The following is a 23989-nucleotide window of genomic DNA, read 5'->3' on the forward strand; positions in this document are numbered from 1 at the left end:
CAATTAGGGGGACGCTGATGAAACGCTTTCTTATCTCTCGTTTCCTTCAAATGGTATTGGTACTCTTTTTAGCGTCATTTGCTGCATATAACTTAATGGGACTTATGCCCGGTGATCCAATTGATTTGTTGGTGCAAAGTAATCCGAGTATGACGTCAGAGGACGTTGCTCGGCTTAAAGCAGAGCTAGGACTCGATAAGCCCGTTTATGTGAGATACTTTGTTTGGTTAACAGATGCTGTGCATGGCGATCTTGGTTACTCGCGCATGTTTGCTCAGCCTGCCCTTGATGTGCTTTGGGATGCGATGAAAAATACGCTGATCTTGGTGGGTAGTGGCACCTTGCTGTCAATTTCAATCGCTTTGCCGGTTGGCGTACTGTGCGCGGTTCGGCAAAACAAAGCGACAGATTACATAATCAGTGGCCTAACTTATCTATTTCTTTCAACTCCAGCAGCTTGGCTTGCGCTGATGCTTATTATGATTTTTGCTGTGGTGCTGCCGATTTTTCCCGCAGGAGGCACTGGGGAGGCGGAAGGTGCGCAAGGGTTGGCAAAGCTTGAGTATATGATTTTGCCAATACTGAGCTTAACTTTGCTGAGTATCGCATCGATTTCACGTTTTATGCGCTCAAGTATGCTCGAGGTATTTAGGCAAGACTTTGTGCGTACGGCAAAGGCTAAGGGGCTATCATCCAAACGAGTATTGCTCAAGCATTGTATAAAAAATGGCATGCTTCCTATGATCACCGTGCTGGCGATGGATGTTGCTGGACTAATGAGTGGCGCTGTATTAACGGAAACAATTTTTAGCTGGCCAGGTATTGGCAAGCTAACAGTAGATTCTATTAATGGTAATGATTACAACGTGGCCATGCTTTGCTTTATGGTCGCGACGACAGCGATACTTGTGATGAATTTTATTGCTGACATTCTTTACTCAAAAGTCGATCCAAGAATTGATTTAACAAGGGGAGGCATTCAATGAGCTATTTGGTAAAACGTAGCCAAAACCCTTGGGTTCAAGTCGCACAGCGTTTATCTCGGCATAAGCTGGCCATGCTATCACTGGTGTTTTTATGTTTGCTGGCGTTAGTCTGCTTTGGTGCTAATCCTATTGCATACTGGCTTGGGGTGGACCCTTATGCTGATGACTTATTCTCTCGCTTCTCACCTCCAAACGAACTTAATGTGCTTGGAACCGATGAACTTGGACGTGATATTTTTACTCGCTTACTGCTTGGTGGCCAAGTGTCACTTACATTTGCTTTTATGGCTGCGTTAACCACATCGATTATAGGCACTGTACTTGGGGTGATAGCGGGTTATTATGGTGGTAGAGTGGATGCTTTCATTATGCGCAGCGCTGACTTCATTATTAGCTTACCAAGCATCATGTTGCTTATACTGATTCAAAGCGTCGATATGACCAAACTTGGGTTATCTGAAGATTTGGTTCGTAGTGATAGTTTTAGTATCTATCGATTGGTATTGGTACTTTCTATTTTAGGCTGGCCTTTTGCGGCTCGGTTGGTGCGTTCGAATACTCTGTCAGTTAAACACAGGGAATATGTCCAAGCCGCGATTGGTTATGGCGCTGGACATTGGTTTGTAATGTTAAGGCATATCATTCCCAATGTGATTGCACCCGTCATTACAGCAACGACGCTTGGAGTGGGCGGTGCTATTTTAACTGAAAGTGCGTTGAGCTTTTTAGGATTTGGCATTAATCCGCCGACCCCATCTTGGGGTAATATGCTGCAAAATGCTCGTGAAGCTATGTGGTTGTACCCTATGGCTGCGGTCTATCCCGGCATTATGGTGTTAATGACAGTGATCACAATTAACTTTCTGGGTGATGGATTACAAGAAGCTATCGATCCCAAATCATAGGTAAACACTTTGGCCTGTTACCTAGCAAGCGGGTTGATATGAGGTAGGCGGGCCTTGGTTTTTATTTTGATTGGGAGAGCCCATGTTGAATGTTGAGCAACTTACTAAGCATGGCCTGAGATTCGGGCGATATCTGATCGTCAGAATGGGTCATGATAGAGTCAATGTGAATGCGGGTTATCTCGCTTATATCACTTTGCTCTCTATTGTTCCTATGCTGACGGTGCTTTTGTCGGTGTTATCTTCGTTTGCCATTTTTGCCAATGCCGGTGATGTAATCCAAGACTTTGTGATTACTCACTTCGTTCCTGCGGCAGGAGATGCAGTAAAAGAGGCATTACTCGAATTTGTTGCCAATACAGGCAAGATGACGGCAGTCGGCGGTTTGTTTTTGTTTGTTGCGGCTCTGATGTTGATTTCTAACATTGATAAAAACTTGAACTATATCTGGCGAGTTGAGCATAAGCGTCGCAAGGTCTTTTCCTTTTCCATGTATTGGATGGTGCTCACGCTTGGTCCTATCCTCGTCGGTGCGAGTATCGCTGCGACTTCTTATGTTACCTCGCTAAAAATACTCGATAGTGAGGCTATCTCTGGAATCTATGAACTGGTTCTGCGCTGGCTACCTTTCATATTGTCTTTTTTTGCCTTTATGGGGCTCTATATTTTAGTGCCGAACAAAAAGGTCTATATTTCTCATGCCTTTATTGGCGCTATCGTTGCTGCTATGTTGTTTGAGGCAAGTAAAAAGGGTTTTGCAGCCTACATCACTCAATTTCCATCGTATCAGCTGATATATGGTGCCTTAGCTGCAATCCCGATTTTGTTTGTTTGGGTCTATTTGTGTTGGTTAATTGTCTTGATTGGCGCAGAGGTGACGGCGGCTTTGGGTGAACGTGAGCAGTGGAGTGAGCCTCAAGAAGTGGTACACTTAGCGGCGGACAAGCCACAACAAAAAGAAGGACAACATAGTGATAGCACTGATCCAAAGAGTGAGTGAGGCAGCGGTACGCGTCGATGGTGAAGTGGTTGGTGAGATAAACCATGGATTACTGGTGCTATTAGGCGTTGAGAAAGGCGATGATGAAGCCAAAGCCAAGCGCTTAGCTGAACGAGTAACCTCTTATCGCGTGTTTGGCGATGATGAAGGTAAAATGAATCTCAATGTTAAACAAGTGGATGGTCAAGTATTGGTGGTGTCTCAATTCACCTTGCCAGCGGATACCAATAAAGGGACACGAGCGGGTTTTTCTCGCGGCGCACATCCCACGGATGCTGAGCGTCTTTATGATTACTTTGCTAACCAGTGTAGCGAACTTATACCAACAGAGCGTGGCTGGTTTGCTGCAGATATGAAAGTGTCATTGATCAATGATGGCCCCGTGACCTTTTGGCTGCAGGTATAATAATGAGACGAAAAGGTTCGCGCTTTCGCGTAGCCAATAATAGGGATTTTTATGTTTAAGCTGATCACGCCTCAAACGGATAATCAACTCAACAAGTACTATCACTTTCGTTGGCAAATGCTACGTGAACCTTGGCGCATGCCTATTGGTTCTGAGCGAGATGAATATGATGCCATGAGTCATCATCGCATGATTGTGGATGGAAGAGGAAGGCCAATGGCTGTTGGGCGCCTTTATATCACTCCTGATAGTGAAGGGCAGATTCGCTATATGGCGGTAAAAAATACGCGTCGCAGTAAAGGCATGGGGTCGTTAGTATTAGTCGCTTTGGAATCGTTAGCTCGCCAAGAGGGGGCAAAACGACTCGTTTGTAATGCTCGTGAGGATGCCATTTCGTTTTATGAAAAGAATGGTTTTGAGCGCCGTGGAGAGCTCACCGATGAACGTGGCCCAATTCGTCATCAGCAAATGGTCAAGCAATTAGATCCTATGGCAAATGTTTTGCGCCGGCCAGATTGGTGTACCGAGCTGCAAGAGCGTTGGGAGCATCAAATCCCTATCAGTGACAAAATGGGCATCAAGATTAATCAATATACAGGTTATCAGTTTGAATGTGGCTCCCAACTCAACCCAAATCTAAATCCACATAATACGATGTTTGCTGGTTCTGCGTTTACTCTTGCCACGCTCACTGGTTGGGGTATGACTTGGCTACTGATGAAAGAGCGTGGCTTATGTGGCGATATTGTTTTAGCGGACAGCCAGATACGTTATCGACATCCAGTGACTCAGAATCCGGTTGCGTCGACATCTCTTGATGGGATAAGTGGTGATTTAGATCGTCTCGCCTCTGGCCGTAAAGCGCGGATTATTATCTATGTAACCATTTACAGCGGTGATGTACCAGCTGTTGAGTTTGTAGGTACTTACATGCTGTTGCCAGATTACAAATCAATACTTGGTGTGACCCCGGCCACTGAAGGCGATTAATTTTCAGCTTTTGATGAACATATTTCCTGAACAAGATTGGTTTGACTTAAAATATCGGACCACAGTCTTTTGCAGTTACTTTCACTAGTGAAGATTAAGGTGCCGAATGGGTACTTAGCGAGGTCAATATTGCCGGCCAGTTCGGCGTTACTGCCTTTAGCCAACATTGCTATTCGACCCCTATCTATACTCACTTTTATTGTGTCTAATGGCCATTGTTGCTGGTAACTTATGGTGTCATCAGGGTCTTTTACTTGAAGCGCCGCTTGATGCAGCTGTAAGTCAATGGAACCACTGAGGCTATGGGCTAATATGGGATAGTCTCCTGATAGCCCTTCAAGACTGGCATCGGCTTCGGCCATTCCTATGATTTGAAATGGTAATTGGGCCTGAACTAAGGGTAAGTCGACGGGCAGCCCATCGAGATGCAATGTGAGTTGCCAAGGTGCGCTAATGGCTTGTTTCTGCCACCGTCCGCTCGCTTCTATATACCCTCTCGCCAAGGGTAGGAAAGCTCGCTCTAGGTCAATATTCCCTTCTTTGGCGGCAACATTGACAATTGCTTGAGTGGTTAATAGATTGTCTAGACTCGCATTGTTGGCGCTTATCTCAACACTGCCTTGATATAAACTGGATTGCCCTGCGCGAATTAAGCTGAGATTTTTTCCTTCTACATTCAAACCTGAAAGCTGCCAGTAGGGCCGCTGTTCGACTTGGATTAACTGAGTATTCTTGATCTCTAACTCGTTAATATCCAAAGACTCTAGTGAGCCGAATACCTCAGTTAGGGAAGCAAGTAATTGATTGGAATCCTCTAACCACTTGACGCCAGAGATTTTCAGCCAGTTGAGTTGCAGTTGCTTTTGCTTTAGAGAGCCGCTCATTTGAATGCGACCTTGTTTAAAGTCAGCGTCGAACTCATCCAAGTAAACACCTAAATCGGATATATTCAATCTCGCTGTTGGGCTGATGAGACGTAGCTGCGCATAATCGATGCTTTCAGCACTCAATGACAAACTTGCTTGTTTTTGTTGCTCTAACGGGCGGTTGATAAAGTAGTCTTCTAATGAGGCATCCATTTGATTAAATTGCCATCCAGCATAATGCAGATCGCTATTTAGAATATCTAAGCTATTGATGTGATAAACAGGCAACATTAAGTCGTTAAGGCCTGATAGGAGTTTTTTTATCGAGGATGTTTGCGAGAGTCTGAGTTGATTGACGGTGACATTGATCAGTGACCAGCCTTGTTCAAATTGCTCGGCTTGGCCAGATATATTCGCCCCTTGCCATTTGAAAGAAACGCCATAAATCGTGCTGTCTTGAGCCTTGTATTGACCGTCAATCAGTAATTGGTCTAAGGCTTCTCCATCTACATACAGTTGTTGTGCCGATGCCTGAATTTCTCCAAAGGGTATAGTTTGTCTTGGTGAACGCCATTCTGGTTGCTGTATTTGAATATTCACATCTCTTGCCGACCAGTTGGCAGCATGAATATCCACATTCTGAAGAGCCAACTGCTTTGTATTTACAGATTTTAGCAGTGGTGAATTGAGCGCTTCAAAGTTCAAGTTTGCTTCTTCAATGAGAATGGAATCTAAAGACAATTTTTGGTTGGTCCACAATGTGGGAGAAATCCATAGTGAAAGCTTGGGAATCTGGATCGGCTGAGAGTCACCGTTAATCTCAACATCCTCAAAAGTGAATTGGTATGGAGGTAAATAGGATGCTTGTTGAGTGGTTATTGTGTATGGAGTAAGTCTTTCAAACACTATATTGATGATGCTTGCCGAGTAACGAGACTGAAGTAGGAAAAATAATGAGACGATTAATAAGCTGCTGACACCTATGATGGTCACGGTGGCAACCACAAGCATTTTTTTTAACATTCCAGCTATCCCTTTGAAGCAGATGTAAACTAGCTTGGAGTATTTTTCTTCTTCAGGCAACAAAAAGCCCCTTTTTATAGAGGCTTAGAATATAAATTTACCTGTTTGAAAGCGTGGCTTACCAGACCTATCAGGCAGGTAAGTCACGTCCTCGACAAAAGTCTTGCTTAGTCTAGCTGTGGTCCAGCAGCAACCAATGATTTACCTTCGTCATTGTCGGTATACTTAGCGAAGTTATCGATGAAGCGCTTAGCAAGATCTTTAGCTTTGCTTTCCCATTCTTGTGCCTCGCTGTATGTGTCGCGTGGGTCTAATATGCTTGGGTCAACATCGTGCAGCGCTGTTGGTACTTCGAGATTAAAAATAGGGATATGCTTCGTCTCTGCTTGCTCAATTGAGCCATCTAAGATAGCGTCAATAATACCGCGAGTGTCTTGAATCGAGATTCGTTTACCGCTGCCGTTCCAACCCGTGTTGACAAGATAAGCTTCTGCACCAGCTGCTTCCATGCGTTTCACTAGCACTTCGGCATACTTGGTTGGGTGCAAGGTTAAGAACGCTGCGCCAAAACATGCTGAGAAGGTTGGTGTTGGTTCAGTAATGCCACGCTCGGTTCCTGCTAATTTTGCCGTAAAGCCTGAGAGGAAGTGGTATTTGGTCTGCTCTGGTGTGAGTTTAGACACTGGAGGAAGTACACCAAATGCATCTGCAGAAAGGAATATAACCTTATTGGCGTGACCGCCTTTAGAAATGGGTTTAACGATATTCTCAATATGCTCAATCGGGTAAGAGACTCGAGTATTTTCCGTTTTTGAGCCATCGTCAAAGTCGATAGAGCCATCGCTCAGTACGGTGACATTTTCTAGTAAAGCATCACGACGAATGGCATTGTAAATATCGGGTTCTGCTTGTTTTGACAATTTGATGGTTTTTGCATAGCAGCCACCTTCAAAGTTGAAGACACCATCGTCATCCCAGCCATGCTCATCGTCACCGATAAGTGCGCGTTTAGGATCGGTGGATAAGGTTGTTTTGCCTGTACCTGATAAACCGAAGAAAATGGCGACATCTCCCTCTTTACCCATATTGGCAGAGCAATGCATTGAAGCAATATCTTGCAAAGGTAAGAAATAGTTCATCATGGCGAACATGCCTTTCTTCATTTCGCCGCCGTACCATGTGCCGCCGATAAGTTGCATGCGTTCAGTTAGGTTAAATACAGTAAAGTTTTCTGAATTTAGACCATGTTCTTGCCATTTTTCATTGGTGCATTTAGCACCGTTCATGACAACGAAATCGGGTTCAAATGTTTTCAACTCTTCTTCGCTAGGGCGAATAAACATATTTTTTACAAAATGAGCTTGCCATGCCACTTCCGTGATCACTCGAATGCAAAGACGAGAATTCGGGTTTGCGCCACAATAACCGTCTATAACGAAGACACGCTTACCAGAGAGTTGATTGGTGACCTGCTCTTTGAGATCATTCCAGACTTGCTGCGTAATTGGCTTGTTGTCATTTTTAACTGAATCAGAAGTCCACCACATGTGTTCTTCTGTTGTTGCGTCTTTGACGATGTATTTATCTTTAGGTGAGCGCCCAGTAAAAATACCAGTGTCTACGGCCACGGCGCCGAGCTCTGTTACTATACCCTTTTCATAGCCTTCTAGGTCTGCGCGGGTTTCTTCTTCGAACAGCATTTCGTAACTTGGGTTGCGAACAACTTCTTTTACGTTGTGAAGCCCGTGTTTGGTAAGATCAATTGTTGCAGCCTGTGCATGCTCCATAACGGTCATAGGTGCTCCTTGTAGGAATATATCGTAGGGATGTTCTAATAATGTTTTAGTGGTTATCTGCTCACCATGCTAACAACGGGTGCTGGGCAAAACAGGGATGTAGTTCAAAAAGAATCCATGTTAGCCATTTGGTTTTCAGCGACTCATCACACAATAGCAGCGACAGTGTATCGTGCACGCAAAGGATTGCGCTAGAGATAAATTAATTATTAATTTGCAAAAATTAAGTTGTTACTTTGTTACGTTTTGTGTTGTTTTATTGTGACGTGAATTACAAAAAGCCAGCTAGTGACTGGCTTTTTGATAGGTTAGTTACAGGCTTTTTATTTTTGGTGAATTAATGCAGCGTATTACCATCAGAACTTGCTTGGTCAAATAGAACTGCCACTTGAGCTTGGTCGAACGAATAGTCAGTACCACAATAATCACAGTGTAAAGAAATTGAACCCACCTCGGCTAGAATGTCGTTTACTTCTTCTCGCTCTAGGGTGACTATTGCAGCGCCGCTTTTTTCTCTTGAGCAGCCACAGTGAAAGACAACGGATTGAGGTTCAAACAGGCGTACTTTTTCTTGGTTGTATAGGCGATATAAAAGCTCGTTGGCTTCAAGTGCGAACAATTCATCATTTTTGATGGTGTCTGTTAGCTTCTCTAGATGTTCAAAGTCATCAGGGCTTCCTGTTCCATCTGGCATGACTTGAATCAGCATCCCAGCAGCCTGTGGTTTGCCTTGGTATTCTCCAGTTCGTATCCACAGACGAGTTTTGAGTTGTTCTGAATTAGCGAAGTATCCTTCTAGAATCTCTGCTAGGCTGTCACCTTCAAGAGCGACAATGCCTTGATATCGTTCACCTTTCTTGGGTTCAATAGTAATAACTAGATAGCCTTTACCCATCATGTCGTGAATCGTTGCATCGTCTTCGAGTTCGCCTTCCCAACGGGCCACTCCACGTATTTTTTGGTCATTGTCGCCATTTATTACGGCTAGAGATACGGGACCATCGCCTTGCAATTGCATGGTGATTGACCCTTCAAACTTTAACGTTGCTGTTAAAAGCGTGGTTGAGACCAAGAGTTCACCCAACAGGGTTTTAAGAGGTGCCGGATAGTCTTTGCTGGAAATAATCCGTTGATATGCATCACTCAATTGTACCAACTCGCCACGTACAGACAGGTCTTCAAAAAGATAGCGATTTAAAACATTGTGTGCCATTAAGTATTTCCTCGTACGTATGGTACTGATACCAGCCGTTTGGTGTACTGATATTTATTGGTGTTTAAATTTAATTATGTCGCGCCGCTGTTTTTTGTCGGGGCGGCGATCTGGACTGGGATTGTGCGCATTCAGCTTACGTTGAATTGCGTTATCTTCTCGTTTAGCAATGCTGCTCTCAGTTTCTTTATAGAGAGTTTGTGCTTCTGGAGCCCCACGCCTTTGGTCAGAAATTTTTTCTATCACCACGGTTTTTTCTTCTTGCCCTTGCCTAAGGGTAATGATAGCGCCTAATTCTACTGCTTTACTTGGCTTGCTGCGTTGTCCATTATAATGAACTTTACCGCCATCGACCATATTACGAGCAATAGAGCGTGTTTTGTAAAAACGAGCAGCCCAGAGCCATTTGTCGAGTCTGACTGCTTCCATTTCGGTGGCCATAGTAGATACTAACCTCTGAATTATGATCAATCTTGTGCTCAATTAATGGAGTAACAATGGTGATACAGCGCTCATTTTTCAAGGTAGGTAGCAAAAATCAACAGCTTTGTACGTTAATCAGTCTGATTAGTATGTTGACTGTTGAATATTTTGGTAGAATGCTCAGTTCAAAGACAAATGTTATTGAAAGAATTCTCTGGTTGGTAAATCATACCTAGTATGATGGCTTCGTCAGCTGGTTATCAAAAGGATTGTGAGTGAATATTCGTGGTGTAATTCAACTGGACAGTTTTCTGAAAAATCAGGATCGCTTAAGTGCAGTGACAACCGTCATTTTATTATCTATCACTGCATGGGTCGCTGGTAGTCTAATATGGCAACCTCTTCAATCTGAATCCGTCATTCCTTGGAAACCTGCGTCTCTATCCAGCAATGTTGAGAAAAATACAGGTCTCAATACTGCCGATCTACAAAATAGCCACTTATTTGGGCGCTATCAGGCACAAGCGCCTGTCGCAAAGAAAAAGGTGGTTACTGAAGCACCTAAGAGTCGTTTGAGCGTTGTTTTGGTGGGTGTGGTGACCAGCAGCGAAGAAGGAAAAAATTTAGCCGTTGTGGCTAATCGTGGTCAACAAGCCACTTATGGTATTGGTGAAATGCTTGAAGGTACTCGGGCCAAAGTGGTTGAGGTACTTTACGATCGCATTATCGTTGACAATTCGGGTCGCAACGAGACCGTGATGTTAGAAGGCCTTAAATATACTAAGGATCCTCAGCCCCAGCCTCAATCTCATTCAGACTCTCCGTCTCAATCGGTAAAAGCAGAAGTTTCTGCGGATAAACTTGAGGAAATTCGTTCAGCTATCCGCCAAGACCCAAAGCAAATTTTCCAGTATGTTCGCATGTCTCAAATGAAAGAAGACGGGGAAGTGACTGGCTATCGTCTATCTCCGGGTGCGGATAAAGAATTGTTTGAATCTGTGGGCTTAAAGCCCGGAGATGTCGCGACACAAATTAATGGCCAGAGTCTGAGTGATCCAGCTGTAATGGGTGAGATTTTTAAAAACATGTCTTCACTGACAGAGCTCAATTTGACGGTAGAAAGAGATGGCCAGTCTTTTGAAATTTATATTGAATTATAATAATGATGCAAACGCGTACATTATCCCGAGGAGTAGAAGGTGAACCATTGGCTTAATAAAAGCACTTGGCTTTTGGCAGGAAGCTTATTGACGTCTCCAGCGATGGTAATGGCGAATGAATACAGTGCGAGTTTTAAAGGCACTGATATTCAGGAGTTCATTAATATCGTTGGTCGAAATTTAGAGAAAACCATCATTGTTGAACCTTCGGTGCGAGGCAAAATTGACGTCCGTAGCTATGATATGTTGACCGAAGAACAATACTACAGCTTCTTCCTCAATGTTCTAGAAGTTTATGGATACGCGGTTGTTGAAATGGACAATGGCGTGATGAAGGTTATCAAGTCGAAAGATGCTAAGACCTCTGCGATTCCTGTGGTTGGTGATGGCTCTATTGGCGGTGATGCGGTAGTCACTCGGGTTGTGGCGGTGCGCAATGTATCGGTTCGAGAGCTCTCTCCCTTGTTGCGTCAACTCAATGATAACGCAGGCGCTGGTAACGTCGTTCACTATGACCCAGCCAATATTATTCTGATTACAGGTCGTGCCGCTGTGGTTAATCGCTTAGCTGATATTATCAAGCGCGTTGACCAAGCGGGTGATAAAGAAATTGAAGTGGTTGAGCTGGACAACGCATCAGCCGCTGAAATGGTGCGCATCGTTGATGCTCTAAACAAAACAACAGATAAAAGTACGCCTGCCTTTCTTGAACCTAAATTGGTTGCCGATGACAGAACCAACTCCATTCTTATCTCTGGCGATCCACAAGTTCGTCAACGATTACGTAAGCTTATCAAACAGCTTGATGTGGAAATGGCAACCAAAGGTAACAACCGTGTTGTCTATCTTAAGTATGCTAAAGCAGAAGATTTGGTCGATGTGTTGAAAGGCGTATCTGAAAATCTTCAGGAAGAAAAATCATCAGGCACGAAAGCGGCGAAGAGCTCCAACCGCAACGAAGTGATGATCTCCGCTCATGAAGGGACCAATGCCCTTGTGCTGACTGCGCCGCCAGATATTATGAATTCGCTATTAGATGTGATTTCTCAGATTGATATTCGTCGTGCTCAGGTACTGATTGAGGCCTTAATTGTTGAGTTGTCTGAAGGTGATGGGATTAATTTAGGCGTGCAGTGGGGCTCATTGGAAACAGGCGCTGTCATTCAGTATCCAAATTCGGGAGCACAGATTGGTCAAGTGATGGTGGGGCTTGAAGAAGCCAAGGACAAAGAAAACTCAAACTTAACGTATGACCCTGAAAATCCAGCGGCCAATGATGCTGGTTATGTTGAACAAATTACAACAGAAAGTGGTGACTACTCCACTTTAGCATCTGCATTAGGTGGGGTTAATGGTGCGGCTTTAAGTGTGGTTATGGGCGATTGGACCGCTTTGATTAGTGCAGTTTCGAGCGATACCCAATCGAATATTTTGTCGTCTCCGAGTATCACAGTTGTCGATAATGAAGAAGCGGAATTTATCGTCGGTGAAGAGGTCCCCGTAATTACAGGCTCACAAACGGGTTCTAACAATGACAATCCCTTTCAGACGGTAGAGCGTAAAGATGTCGGTGTTAAGCTCACCGTCACGCCGCAAATTAATGAAGGCACCTCAGTGCAGCTAACCATTGCTCAAGAAGTTTCAAATGTGCTGCCGGCAACGGCTAATGCCGCCGTGGATGTAAGCTTTGCCAAGCGTCAGCTCAATACCACGGTTATGGTTGAAGATGGACAGATGATAGTCTTAGGCGGCCTTATTGATGAGCAAACCACAGAAACTGAATCTAAGGTTCCCCTGCTTGGTGACATTCCTTACCTTGGTCGATTATTTAAATCCACCAGCTCTTCAAAGGCAAAAAGGAATCTGATGGTATTTATCAAGCCGACGATTATGCGTGATGGCTTAACAGCGGATGGTATCACTCAGCGTAAATATAACTTTATTCGTGCCGAGCAATTATACAAAGCGGAAGAAGGTATTAAGCTGATGGAAGATGTTCCAGTACCGGTACTACCCAAGTTTGGCGAGGAAATTCGCCATCCTGCAGAAATACAGGCTTTCTTGGATCAAATGGAAACCAAGTGATGGATGAAGTAGTTGCATTTCGCCGTTTGCCCTTTAGTTTTGCTAATCGATTCAAATTGGTTTTGGAGCCCACGGATCAAGGGGTTTTACTGTATTATGTTGCCCCCCTAGCTCTAGAAGCTTTGCTCGAAGTGAAACGAGTGGTGGGTGAGCACTTTGAGCTTCAAGAAGTATCAAAAGAGTCTTTTGATACCAAGTTGACTGAAGCTTATCAGCGAGACTCTTCAGAGGCTCGTCAGTTAATGGAGGATCTTGGTGCCGATACCGATGACTTTTTCTCCTTGGCCGAAGATCTGCCACAAGACGAAGATTTGCTCGAGTCTGACGATGATGCACCCATTATCAAACTTATCAACGCCATGCTTGGTGAAGCAATCAAAGAAGGCGCCTCGGATATTCATATAGAAACCTTCGAGAAAGCCTTATCGATTCGTTTTCGTATCGATGGCGTTTTACGCGATGTGTTGTCGCCAAGCCGCAAACTTGCCCCTTTGCTTGTTTCTCGAGTTAAGGTCATGGCTAAGATGGATATTGCGGAGAAACGCATTCCTCAGGATGGGCGTATTTCACTGCGTATCGGTGGACGAGCCGTTGATGTCCGTGTTTCAACTATGCCCTCTTCTCATGGCGAACGTGTGGTTATGCGTTTACTAGATAAAAACGCGACTCGTTTGGACCTGCACAGTTTAGGTATGACACCGGCTAATCATGCAAATTTCCGCACTATGATAGAGCGGCCGCACGGTATTATCTTGGTCACAGGACCGACTGGCTCCGGTAAATCAACCACCTTATATGCGGGGCTTCAGGAACTGAACAGTAATGAACGTAATATTCTTACGGTTGAGGACCCGATTGAATTTGATATCGATGGTATTGGCCAAACTCAGGTTAACCCAAAAGTCGATATGACATTTGCGCGCGGATTACGAGCAATATTACGCCAAGACCCTGACGTTGTAATGGTGGGTGAAATTCGTGATTTGGAAACAGCACAGATCGCGGTGCAGGCTTCTTTGACTGGACACTTGGTTATGTCCACTCTCCACACTAACACCGCTGTCGGTGCAATAACTCGCTTGCGGGATATGGGTATTGAGCCATTTTTGATTTCTTCTTCATTGCTTGGGGTGCTCGCTCAACGCTTAGTGCGAACGTTATGTTCGGGATGTAAAGAGGCTTATCAAGCCGATAAGGAAACAAAGAAGCTGTTCGAACTTAGTGAGAATGATGAGCTAACCTTGTTTAAGCCGGTAGGCTGTGAGCTTTGCAACAACAAGGGTTACAAGGGACGAACCGGTATCCATGAACTGCTTGTTGTGGATGAGCAGGTACAGGAAAGCATACATAGCGAAGTCGGTGAGCAAGCGATTGAGAAAGTAATTCGACAGCATACGCCAAGCATTCGTCAGGATGGGCTAAGTAAAGTCCGTAAAGGTATTACCTCTCTTGAAGAAGTGATGAGGGTGACGAAGGAGGGCTAATGGCAGCATTTGAATACAAGGCTCTAAATAAAAAGGGAAAAAGCCAGAAAGGTGTCATTGAGGGTGATAATGCGCGCCAAGTTCGAGCTCGTCTTAAAGAACAGGGGCTTATGCCTGTTGAGGTGACCGAAACTCGGCAAAAAGCCAAAAAGCAAAACGACCAGCCAAGTTTAACTTTCAAGCGTGGTATTAGTACACCTGACTTAGCATTAATTACTCGTCAATTAGCGACACTAGTGCAATCTGGTATGCCCTTAGAGGAATGCCTTAAAGCGGTGTCAGAGCAGTCAGAAAAGCCGCGCATACGAACCATGCTTTTGGCTGTGCGTTCAAAGGTTACCGAAGGTTATACACTATCTGACAGCCTAGCTGATTTTCCACATATTTTTGATGATTTGTTTCGATCTATGGTGTCTGCCGGTGAAAAGTCGGGCCATCTTGATGCGGTGCTGGAGCGTTTGGCTGACTACGCAGAAAACCGTCAGAAAATGCGTTCCAAGTTGCAGCAAGCGATGATTTATCCTGTTGTTTTGGTTGTATTTGCTATTGGTATTGTGGCTTTTTTATTGGCGGCCGTTGTGCCGAAAATTATTGGTCAATTTGTGCAAATGGGCCAAGAGTTACCTCAATCGACTCAGATTCTTTTGCTAGCCAGTGACTTTATTCAACATTGGGGCATTCAGGTTTTCTTTTTTATCGTGGCCTTGGTTTATCTGTCTAAGATGGCTTTGAGCAAACCCAATGTTCGACTGAGTTGGGATCGCAGAGTTGTGCATATGCCATTAATCGGCAAAATCTCACGTGGGTTAAATACGTCACGTTTTGCTCGCACTTTATCCATTTGTACATCGAGTGCAATCCCGATTCTTGAGGGGATGAAAGTCGCAGTTGATGTCATGTCTAATCACTATGTTAAACAGCAAGTATTAAGTGCTACAGATAATGTTCGTGAAGGTGCGAGCCTTAGAAAGTCTCTTGAACAAACTAAGTTATTCCCCCCTATGATGCTGCATATGATCGCCAGTGGTGAGCAAAGTGGAGAATTAGAAAGTATGCTCACTCGTGCAGCAGATACCCAAGATGCAAATTTTGAGTCCACAGTCAATATTGCGTTAGGTATCTTCACCCCAGCTTTGATTGCCTTGATGGCTGGGCTGGTTCTGTTTATTGTGATGGCAACTATGATGCCAATTTTGGAAATGAATAACTTAATGAGTGGTTAGTCATCGTCGAGTGACTTTCCCGTTTTGACACGAGTTTTTATTTGGAGAATCTAATGAAAAGAAAGATGAATAAACAGTCTGGTTTCACCCTGTTAGAAGTAATGGTCGTTATTGTTATTCTGGGTATCCTCGCCAGTTTTGTTGTCCCGAACTTATTGGGTAATAAAGAAAAAGCGGACCAACAAAAAGCCATTACTGACATTGTTGCGTTAGAAAACGCTCTCGACATGTATAAGCTGGACAATAGTGTTTATCCGACAACGGATCAAGGTTTAGAAGCGTTAGTTAACAAGCCTTCCAGCCCAGAGCCACGCAACTATCGTGATGGTGGTTATGTTAAGCGCTTGCCGACAGACCCTTGGGGAAATGACTACCAGTACTTGAGTCCAGGTGATCACGGCAACGTTGATATCTTTACATTGGGAGCCGATGGGCAAGAGGGGGGTGAAGGTATTAATGCAGACATTGGTAACTGGAATATTCAGGATTTTCAATAAGGCAGAGGCGGCATAAGCCGCCCTCTTTTTCCTATGCGTCAGATTTATTTAACTCGCCTTCGAGCAGGATTTACGTTGCTTGAGATTTTGCTGGTTTTAGTACTAATGTCACTGGCCTCTGTCGCGGTGATCTCAACACTACCGACTAGTGCAAAAGATGAGTCCAAAAAGCAAGCTCAATCACTTTATCAGCGTCTGCTATTGCTAAATGAAGAGGCGATGTTAAGTGGCCGAGATTATGGCTTGCGAGTCGATGAAAAGAAATCGGCCTACTTTCTTATGACACTAGAAAGTGAAGGCTGGAAAAAGTTGGATATCGAACAAATACCTTATCAAACCGATCTTGCCGGTTCGGCAGCAATTTCCTTGACCTTAGGTGGGGGAGCTTGGGGTGATGACGATCGCTTGTTTAAGCCAGGCGGTCTATTTGATGATGATATGTTTGAAGACTTGTTTGACAAGAAAAAATTGCCGCCTCCACAGGTATTTATTGTTTCTAGTGGTGAGGTCACCTCGTTTGTTGTTGCGATTTACCCTTCGCACGGTGATGCAGAACGAGACGCATGGCGAGTCATTGCTAAAGACAATGGCCAGATAGTCCTTTTGGCGCCAGGAGAAAATCTTGATGAAGGCTAAGCGCGGGATGACTTTGCTGGAGGTGCTCATTGCTCTAGCTATTTTTGCCACTGCGGCGATAGCAACCATTCGCTCTGTCAGTCAGCACATCAATACCCTGAGTTACCTTGAAGAGAAAACCTTTGCAGCCTTGGTCGCGGATAACCAAATGGCCTTAGTGTTACTGTCGCAAAGTAAGCCAAGCAAGAAGAAAGGTAAAGAAGAGTTGGCTGGGCGGGAGTGGTTTTGGTCAATTGAACCTGTTAAAACCGAGGGTGATATTTTGCAGGCGTTTGATGTCAAGGTTGCGACAACAGAGAAAGGCTCTGCGGTGGTAACGGTAAGAAGTTATGTGCAGAAATAGAGCCTCGCGAAAGCAATCTGGCTTTACGCTAATTGAAGTTTTGGTTGCCATTGCTATTTTTGCTAGTTTAAGCGTTGGTGCCTATCAAGTGCTCAATCAAGTGCAACGCAGTAATGCGCTATCTCTTGAGCGCAGCGAAAGATTGAAAATGCTTCAGCGTACCCTAGTGTATATGGATGGTGACTTCCGACAAATCGCAACTCGCCAAACTCGAACCAATGGTGCTGAATCTAACGGTATGTTTTTGGAGTGGAAAGAATATCTTATAGACTCTGATGCTAAAGGTATCATGTTCACACGCCTAGGGTGGCATAATCCTCAGCAACAGTTTCCTCGAGGGGAAATTAGTAAAGTTGGATACCGAATAAAAGACGATGTGCTTGAGAGGGTATGGTGGCATTATGCCGATACTCCTGCTGGTCAAGAGGGTGTCAGTTTGCCTCTGGTAGATAAAGTAGAGAAATTTGAAGTCAAATTTTGGCAGGGTTCAGACTGGACAAAAGAATGGACCAAAAAAGAAGCATTGCCCAAAGCGATAGCGGTCGAATTGACGCTGAAAGATTACGGTAAGATTGAACGTATTTATTTGACTTCAGGTAGTGAAATCAGCTCTTCTGAGGAGAAAACGCAATAATGAGACGCTCTCAGAAGGGCGTTGCCCTGATCGTTATTTTGCTTCTTCTGGCTGTGATGGTGAGTATTGCAGCAAGCATGGCTGACCGATTGTTTACCCAGTTTAAGCGTGCTCAGAATCAGATAAATTACCAGCAAGCGTATTGGTACAGTTTGGGCGTTGAGGCTCTGGCCAAATATGGCATTGAGCAAAGTTATAAAGACAATCCAGATAGCATCAATTTGTCCCAGCCTTGGGCTAACGAATTCGATGGTTTACCGTTGGACAACGGCTCTGTCAGCGGTAGGTTGGTTGATGCGCAGGCGTGTTTTAATATTAATGCTTTGGCGGGGGCGGAGAAAAATGCAGGCTCTTCGCAGGAACCTTTTTTGGTGGCCAGATTTCAAAATCTACTTGAAGAGTTACAGGTAGAAAACTACCAAGCAGAAACGATTGCTCAGTCTTTGTGGGAATATACCGACAGCAACGATTCGGTCAATTCATCATCAGGGGTTGAAGATAGTTACTATGAAAGCCTTTCTCCAGCGTACCTTAGTGCCAATACGCTATTGGCAGACAGTAGTGAGTTAAGAGCAGTCAAAGATGTCAGTGGTGATGTCATGGAAAAGGTTGGTCCAATGATTTGCGCATTACCAACCAATGACTTACGGCTGAATGTAAATACAATACCGGTAGAAAGGGCAGCATTGTTGGTTGCTATGTTTTACCCTAACTTGAGTGCGTCACAGGCAAAAGAGGTGCTTGATGGTCGTGGGCCTGATGGCTGGGCCTCAACAGATGATTTTCTTAGTCAGGCGGTGTTTGCTGGTATAAGTGAGGATACTAGGAAGCAAGTAAAGGGATATCTGAGCGTCGATAGCAAATATTTTGAGCTGGATGCTGAGGTATTAGTCGATAAATCTAGAATACGGCTACGTAGCCTGTTATTTAGTGATGATAAAAAAACTGCAACGGTAGTACGCCGTCGCTTTGGAGGGATCGGTGAACGAGTTTCTAATCGTTCGGCTGAGCAAAAATAAAACAGCAGTAATTCAATGGCTGGTTTGGTCTGAAAGCCAACAGGAAGTGATAGCGAGCGGTGAGCTGCAAGATCATCAGGACTTATCTGAACTTACCCATTATGCTGAAGGACGCCAGCTTATTTTGTTGGTATCGGCTGCTAATTTGGTATTAACGCAACTTGAAATTCCAGCAGGTGCTAACCGCCAGCTAGAGTCGATGTTGCCATTTTTGCTCGAAGATGACATTGCTCAAGATGTGGATGAATTGCATTTCACTGTCCTTGCTAAGCAAGATGGGCAGGCTTATGTTTGTGGAATCGATCATAGTTGGCTGGAGTCTATTCTGGCAGATTTTCGCGAGCTAGGCTTTACCGTTCGTAAGGTGTTACCTGATGCCCTTGCGTTGCCAGCGCCTGAGGAAATGGCATTAACCGCAGCAGAAATGGATGGCCAGTGGCTGGTAAAAAAAGGCCCTTATCAAGCCATAAGTATTGATAAATCTTGGCTGAACTTTTTGGCTCAGTCTGGATGGGCTAAGCAAGGTGATAACTATCTGACGTTGCATGCATTTTCGCCACTGCCAGATCTAGAGTTGGTCCAAGAGCAGCATTGGCAAAATGCATCACCACAGCTGGTGATGCAGTTGCTTGCCGAGGGGGCGGTAGAGAGCAAATTGAATCTTCTTTCTGGAGAATTCAAACCCAAATCTTCATTGGGTCGTCACCTGAAGGTTTGGCGCAAAGCAGGCATCGCCGCTGGGGTATTAATTCTGGTGCTGGGCATTAACAACTGGCTTCAAATTCAGAATGCTGAATCTCAAGCTAATGCATATCGTAGCGAGAGTGAACGGATTTTCCGCCAAATAATCAACAAAAACAAAATTCCGACCGTTACTTATCTCAAGGGAGAGTTAGAACGTGAAGAAAAAGTATTGTCTGGTGGTGGTGGTGACTCAGTACTCGATTGGATGATCAAAATGCCTCAAGTGATGAAGCAAGTGCCGGGATTAAAACTGACCAGCTTTAAGTATGACGGTTCTCGAGGTGAGGTACGGCTGGAGGCTCAGAGCAATGATTTTCAAACCTTTGAAAAAGCGCGTGAGTTGTTATCGGACAAATTCACTGTTGAGCAGGGGCAATTGAGTAAGTCGGGCTCTTTGGTTAATGGTAGCTTTGTGCTTAAGCGTCTGTAAGAGGTTAGAATGAAACAGTTATTAACGACAATACAGCGTTGGTGGATGGACACAAGTCCTCGTGAGCAACGTATGCTTATGGTTTGTGGCGCGTTTCTGTGCTTGGGTATCATTTACTGGGGGATTGTCCAGCCCTTCAGTCAAAGAGCAGAAATGGCAACTCAGCGAATTCAAACGGAAAAACAGCTTTTGAGCTGGGTGAAAACTAAAGCAGATAACATCACCCAATTACGAGCTAAAGGTGGTGTGTCGTCATCGAATTTACCTTTAAATCAATCTATTTCTTCGACGGCTTCGCGTTTTGGTGCTGAGTTGGTTAGAGTGCAACCGAGAGGTGATGAGCTGCAGGTGTGGGTACAGCCTATGCCGTTTAATAGCTTGATTGATTGGATGACTTTTCTTCAAGAAAAGCATGGCATATCAGCGACGTTTGTCGATATAGATAAGGGTGCTCAAGAAGGTGTTGTTGAAATCAAACGCCTTCAGTTTGTAAAAGGATAGAGTTGCAGTGAAAAAAGTGATTCTGCTGAGCTTAGCGTTATTGATGGTGTTTGTTGTGAGCGCTGTATCTCATGTGCCCGCTCAGCTTGTATTGAATTATTTCCCCATGTCTCCCCAGCTTGCTTTAGGTGGGGTGACAGGCACGTTATGGGATGGCCAAGCCACGGATGTCAAATGGCAAAATAGCAATCTCGGTGCATTCAATTGGCAGCTATCTCCGCTGAAGCTTTTACTCGCAAAAGTAGAAGCTCAGGTTCGCTTTGGCCGTGGTAGTGATATGCAAATTTTAGGAAGAGGCACCGTGGGTTTGAGTCTATCTGGTCCATATGCGAACAACTTAATTGTGTCACTGCCGATCGACAAAGTGCTTAATTTCGTTCCACCACTGCCTATTCCCGTTGAGCTAAGTGGTAACGTGGAGTTGAGTGTCCAGTCTATGGTGTACGACGAGCCATATTGTCAGTCTGGCAACGGTTCACTGGTTTGGAATACAGATAAAATAGTGACACCGCTTGCCGAACTGACTCTAGGGCCTGTAGTTGCTAATTTTTCATGTCAGAACAGTGAGATCAAGATCGCCGCGGAGCAAAGCAGTCAAGCTATTTCGAGTGCTGGTGATCTGGTACTCAATCCAGACCGCACTTACCAAACATCAGCATGGTTTAAGCCAGGTGAAGATTTCCCAGCCGCGTTTTCTGAACAATTGAATTGGTTGCCGTCGCCAGATGGACAAGGTCGTTATCAGTTCAATTATCAAGGACGGCTAAATTAAAGGCAGATGATATTGGATAGAGAGACAAAATCGTCTCGATATCCAATATATACTTTCAGGAGATTAATTTTGTTTTACTTGGCGCCGAGAGTGGGAAAGCTGATTTGCACTCTAAGTCCCCCATTGCTGCGATTGTTGATAGTAACGCTGCCACGATGCTGATTAGCAATACGCTTGACGATAGCCAATCCGAGACCTGTCCCTTCACTGCCGCGCGCAGTATCGCCACGAGTAAATGGTTCGAATAATTTTTCTATTTTAGTCTCTTCAATCCCAGGGCCGTCATCTTCCACGCATACCCATACCAGCGTATTATCGGCAGTGACTCCTGTCGTAACTTTAATCCATCCATTTCCATAACGAATGGCATTAATCACTAGGTTAGTAATGGCTCGCTTTATAGCAATCGGGCTACCATGGGCATGTTTGATAGGATCATGATAACGGGTTTCAATTTTTACCTTGTGTCCATCTTCTGCAGAGGTCACCTCGTGGACGATTTCATTGAGGTTTACGGCAACAAAAGTCTCCCTGTCTACGGGTTTAAGATAATCCATAAATTGGCTGATTATCTGGTTGCATTCTTCGGTATCACTAATGATGCCTTCAGCCAGATAATTATCCTGTGGTGACATCATTTCAGTGGCAAGGCGGATGCGGGTTAATGGGGTTCTTAAATCGTGACTGATTCCTGCCATGAGTAAGGTTCGGTCTTCTTCAAGTGCTTGAATACCTTTGGCCATTTGATTAAATGCTCGCGTGACCGCACGAATTTCAGATGCACCCTTAACGGGAAGAGGGGGTGGGATTTTTCCTTTGCCTACTCCTTTTGCGGCTTTTTCCAAGGCGATAAGTGGCCGATTTTGCAGGCGGACAAACAACCAGACACCGACAACAATCAGCAAAGCCACCAGTAAACTATTTCGAAACAGTGGTGCAAAGTCATCTTCATGTAATTCGGAGAGTGGAATGCGAAGAATCGAACCAGGTAAGGCATCAATTTTCATCCATAATATATAGCTATCCGATCCAAGTGTCATACGTACATCGGTTTGCGTGCCTAGCTCCTTACTCATTTCTTCACTCATTAGGTCAATTCTCATTCCATGTTCGTATTCGCCCGCCATTGGGCTTTCTTCACTGTGAATGGTGACACCAAGCTGCTCGAGCACTCTTCTTCGTAGTGGTGCATCCATTTGAAGTTGCTGCTCAGTATTGGCCGAGTCACCCAACATCAGGCTTATTTCATGGCCAAGAATTTTATTGAACTGTTGCAGGCTAGGCATCAAAGCGTAATTGATTACGGCGTAATAAGAGTAGATTTGACTGGCAATGAGTAAGAAGAAAAAGATAAAAATCGATTGGGTGAATGAGCTGGTGATACGCATGCCAGTAGCCTTAATCGCAATGAATAAAAGGAATGCGAGGCTCAAGCTCGCATTCTTATCGGATTAGTTATTATGCCTGTTTGCCATCGGGAACAAAAACATAACCTAAGCCCCACACTGTTTGGATATAACGGGGTTTACCCGGATCAATTTCGAGCATACGACGTAGACGGGATATTTGTACGTCGATCGAGCGTTCCATTGCAGAATACTCTCGGCCTCTAGCCATATTCATCAGCTTGTCACGAGACATGGGCTCTCTTGCATTGGTCACTAAAGCTTTGAGCACGGCAAATTCCCCGGAGGTGAGAGGCATGGCTTCTTGACCCTTAAACATCTCACGTGTGCCGAGATTAAGACTAAATTCACCGAACTCGACGATGGACTCTTCCGCACTTGGCGCTCCAGGCAACTCGACGGTGAGGCGACGCAACACCGCCTTGATACGAGCAAGTAATTCGCGTGGATTAAATGGTTTGGGTAGGTAGTCATCGGCTCCGACTTCTAATCCGACGATGCGATCTATTTCATCACCTTTGGCGGTTAACATTAAGATGGGAAGCGCGTTATTTGCGGCGCGCAGTCGGCGGCATATGGATAAGCCATCTTCTCCAGGCAGCATTAGGTCCAGCACCATTAAGTGGAAGTTCTCACGGGTCAATAGGCGATCCATTTGTTCACTGTTGGCGACACTGCGAACCTGAAATCCTTGTTCAGACAAGTAACGTTCTAATAAAGCACGTAAACGTGCATCGTCATCAACGACCAAAATCTTGTGTTTTTCTTGCATAAAATGCTTCCACCTATTTTACAACCAATGCTCAGAGTGAGGCGTTATTGGGCAATTGTCTTGACTAAAATGTAACACTTCTTTGTACAAAGTCGTCAAAAGAATTGTTAATGATTATTACCTTTTTGATTCTTTTTCGCTAAGGTATACGCCATGATCAACTTAGTAGTGTTTGACGGATGAAAACAAACTTAATCACCCGCGAAGGTTTTCAGCGACTTAAAAAGGAGCTCGATTTTTTGTGGAAAGAAGAGCGCCCTGAAGTGACGAAAAAAGTGACGTGGGCAGCGAGTTTAGGTGACCGCTCAGAAAATGCGGATTATCAATATAACAAAAAACGTCTACGCGAAATTGATCGTAGGGTTCGCTATCTTCGCAAGCGGTTGGATCAAGTTAAGGTGGTCGACTATGCTCCCCAGCAAGAAGGGAGAGTTTTTTTTGGTGCTTGGGTAGAAGTTGAGAATCAGGCAGGAGACGTAAAAAAGTTTCGTATCGTGGGTCCTGATGAAATTTACGGTGATGCCAAAGGCTATATTTCGATTGACTCACCGATGGCCAGAGCCTTGCTTAAGAAAGAAGTGGATGATGAGGTCACGGTGAAAACCCCTGAAGGGGAAAAAGAATGGTTTGTTAACTGTATTGTTTATCAGTCAGATGATGCACTGAGTGACTAGA

24 protein-coding genes are annotated in these 23989 nt (G+C 44.5%); 18 read left to right on the forward strand and 6 right to left on the reverse strand.

The features are described 5' to 3' along the window. Positions 1-17: 17 nt before the first annotated feature. From QQK21_RS21340 to QQK21_RS21360, 5 genes are all read left to right on the forward strand, one after another. Complete coding sequence (locus QQK21_RS21340) at positions 18-986, forward strand: ABC transporter permease (protein WP_284194192.1); 969 nt, start codon at positions 18-20, stop codon at positions 984-986. Next, entirely contained in the window at positions 983-1891 is a 909-nt protein-coding gene (locus QQK21_RS21345; protein WP_284194193.1) for an ABC transporter permease, read from the forward strand. Before QQK21_RS21340 ends, QQK21_RS21345 begins: the two co-directional genes overlap by 4 nt. Positions 1892-1973: 82 nt before the next feature. Next, complete coding sequence (locus QQK21_RS21350) at positions 1974-2891, forward strand: virulence factor BrkB family protein (protein WP_431313153.1); 918 nt, start codon at positions 1974-1976, stop codon at positions 2889-2891. Further along, on the forward strand, positions 2863-3297 hold the full coding sequence (dtd, locus tag QQK21_RS21355) for a D-aminoacyl-tRNA deacylase (RefSeq protein ID WP_284194194.1): 435 nt from the start codon (positions 2863-2865) through the stop codon (positions 3295-3297). The genes QQK21_RS21350 and dtd overlap by 29 nt, the downstream gene beginning before the upstream one ends. A gap of 51 nt (positions 3298-3348) precedes the next feature. Next, positions 3349-4287: a bifunctional GNAT family N-acetyltransferase/hotdog fold thioesterase gene (locus QQK21_RS21360; protein ID WP_284194195.1), complete on the forward strand. Its 939-nt coding sequence runs from the start codon at positions 3349-3351 to the stop codon at positions 4285-4287. Here QQK21_RS21360 and QQK21_RS21365 read toward each other — a convergent pair. The 4 genes from QQK21_RS21365 to hslR all read right to left on the reverse strand — a co-directional run bounded on the left by QQK21_RS21365 (position 4284) and on the right by hslR (position 9626). After that, the gene (locus QQK21_RS21365) at positions 4284-6176 is read right to left on the reverse strand and encodes an AsmA family protein (RefSeq protein ID WP_284194196.1); all 1893 of its coding nucleotides are present in this window, start codon (positions 6174-6176) and stop codon (positions 4284-4286) included. The two genes, QQK21_RS21360 and QQK21_RS21365, sit on opposite strands and share 4 nt — an antisense overlap. 167 nt (positions 6177-6343) lie before the next feature. Beyond that, a complete protein-coding gene (gene pckA, locus QQK21_RS21370; protein WP_284194197.1) occupies positions 6344-7972 on the reverse strand; it encodes a phosphoenolpyruvate carboxykinase (ATP) in 1629 nt (542 codons plus the stop codon). Between the two features lie 337 nt (positions 7973-8309). Beyond that, positions 8310-9185: an Hsp33 family molecular chaperone HslO gene (hslO, locus tag QQK21_RS21375; RefSeq protein WP_284194198.1), complete on the reverse strand. Its 876-nt coding sequence runs from the start codon at positions 9183-9185 to the stop codon at positions 8310-8312. A gap of 54 nt (positions 9186-9239) precedes the next feature. Beyond that, positions 9240-9626, reverse strand: coding sequence for a ribosome-associated heat shock protein Hsp15 (gene hslR / locus QQK21_RS21380; protein WP_284194199.1), 387 nt, complete (start codon positions 9624-9626; stop codon positions 9240-9242). A gap of 257 nt (positions 9627-9883) precedes the next feature. On the opposite strand from hslR, the gene gspC reads away from it, so the two are divergent. Genes gspC through QQK21_RS21440 form a run of 12 tightly spaced genes read left to right on the forward strand, consistent with a single transcriptional unit; the run spans position 9884 to position 21136 of the window. Continuing rightward, positions 9884-10768 carry a type II secretion system protein GspC gene (gspC, locus tag QQK21_RS21385; protein ID WP_284194200.1) on the forward strand — a complete coding sequence of 295 codons (885 nt, stop codon included), beginning with the start codon at positions 9884-9886 and terminating at the stop codon, positions 10766-10768. Positions 10769-10807: 39 nt separating this feature from the next. Next, positions 10808-12853, forward strand: a complete 2046-nt coding sequence (gene gspD, locus QQK21_RS21390) for a type II secretion system secretin GspD (protein WP_284194201.1) — start codon at positions 10808-10810, stop codon at positions 12851-12853. Continuing rightward, a complete protein-coding gene (gene gspE / locus QQK21_RS21395) occupies positions 12853-14337 on the forward strand; it encodes a type II secretion system ATPase GspE (protein WP_284194202.1) in 1485 nt (494 codons plus the stop codon). The genes gspD and gspE overlap by 1 nt, the downstream gene beginning before the upstream one ends. After that, positions 14337-15560, forward strand: a complete 1224-nt coding sequence (gene gspF, locus QQK21_RS21400; protein WP_284194203.1) for a type II secretion system inner membrane protein GspF — start codon at positions 14337-14339, stop codon at positions 15558-15560. The genes gspE and gspF overlap by 1 nt, the downstream gene beginning before the upstream one ends. A 53-nt stretch (positions 15561-15613) precedes the next feature. Continuing rightward, positions 15614-16057 (forward strand): type II secretion system major pseudopilin GspG, encoded by a 444-nt coding sequence (gene gspG, locus QQK21_RS21405; RefSeq protein ID WP_284194204.1) that lies wholly within the window; start codon positions 15614-15616, stop codon positions 16055-16057. A 33-nt stretch (positions 16058-16090) separates the two neighbouring features. Continuing rightward, positions 16091-16693, forward strand: a complete 603-nt coding sequence (locus QQK21_RS21410) for a prepilin-type N-terminal cleavage/methylation domain-containing protein (RefSeq protein ID WP_284194205.1) — start codon at positions 16091-16093, stop codon at positions 16691-16693. Then, positions 16683-17036 carry a type II secretion system minor pseudopilin GspI gene (gspI, locus tag QQK21_RS21415; protein WP_284194206.1) on the forward strand — a complete coding sequence of 118 codons (354 nt, stop codon included), beginning with the start codon at positions 16683-16685 and terminating at the stop codon, positions 17034-17036. The genes QQK21_RS21410 and gspI overlap by 11 nt, the downstream gene beginning before the upstream one ends. Then, positions 17023-17670: a type II secretion system minor pseudopilin GspJ gene (gene gspJ, locus QQK21_RS21420; protein WP_284194207.1), complete on the forward strand. Its 648-nt coding sequence runs from the start codon at positions 17023-17025 to the stop codon at positions 17668-17670. The genes gspI and gspJ overlap by 14 nt, the downstream gene beginning before the upstream one ends. After that, entirely contained in the window at positions 17670-18689 is a 1020-nt protein-coding gene (gspK, locus tag QQK21_RS21425; RefSeq protein WP_284194208.1) for a type II secretion system minor pseudopilin GspK, read from the forward strand. The genes gspJ and gspK overlap by 1 nt, the downstream gene beginning before the upstream one ends. Continuing rightward, complete coding sequence (gene gspL / locus QQK21_RS21430; RefSeq protein ID WP_284194209.1) at positions 18652-19863, forward strand: type II secretion system protein GspL; 1212 nt, start codon at positions 18652-18654, stop codon at positions 19861-19863. Before gspK ends, gspL begins: the two co-directional genes overlap by 38 nt. A gap of 9 nt (positions 19864-19872) precedes the next feature. Continuing rightward, positions 19873-20364, forward strand: a complete 492-nt coding sequence (locus QQK21_RS21435; protein WP_284194210.1) for a type II secretion system protein M — start codon at positions 19873-19875, stop codon at positions 20362-20364. Between the two features lie 7 nt (positions 20365-20371). After that, positions 20372-21136, forward strand: a complete 765-nt coding sequence (locus QQK21_RS21440) for a type II secretion system protein N (RefSeq protein WP_284194211.1) — start codon at positions 20372-20374, stop codon at positions 21134-21136. Between the two features lie 74 nt (positions 21137-21210). Here QQK21_RS21440 and envZ read toward each other — a convergent pair whose 3' ends face one another. Together envZ and ompR are read right to left on the reverse strand one after the other, a co-directional pair. After that, positions 21211-22524, reverse strand: coding sequence for a two-component system sensor histidine kinase EnvZ (envZ, locus tag QQK21_RS21445; protein WP_284194212.1), 1314 nt, complete (start codon positions 22522-22524; stop codon positions 21211-21213). A 70-nt stretch (positions 22525-22594) separates the two neighbouring features. Next, positions 22595-23314 carry an osmolarity response regulator transcription factor OmpR gene (gene ompR / locus QQK21_RS21450; protein WP_284194213.1) on the reverse strand — a complete coding sequence of 240 codons (720 nt, stop codon included), beginning with the start codon at positions 23312-23314 and terminating at the stop codon, positions 22595-22597. A 179-nt stretch (positions 23315-23493) separates the two neighbouring features. Here ompR and greB point away from each other — a divergent pair, with 179 nt between their 5' ends. Next, positions 23494-23988 (forward strand): transcription elongation factor GreB, encoded by a 495-nt coding sequence (gene greB / locus QQK21_RS21455; RefSeq protein ID WP_284194214.1) that lies wholly within the window; start codon positions 23494-23496, stop codon positions 23986-23988. Position 23989: the final 1 nt, after the last annotated feature.

The organism is Vibrio zhanjiangensis, from assembly GCF_030161235.1.
Lineage (GTDB): Bacteria > Pseudomonadota > Gammaproteobacteria > Enterobacterales > Vibrionaceae > Vibrio > Vibrio zhanjiangensis.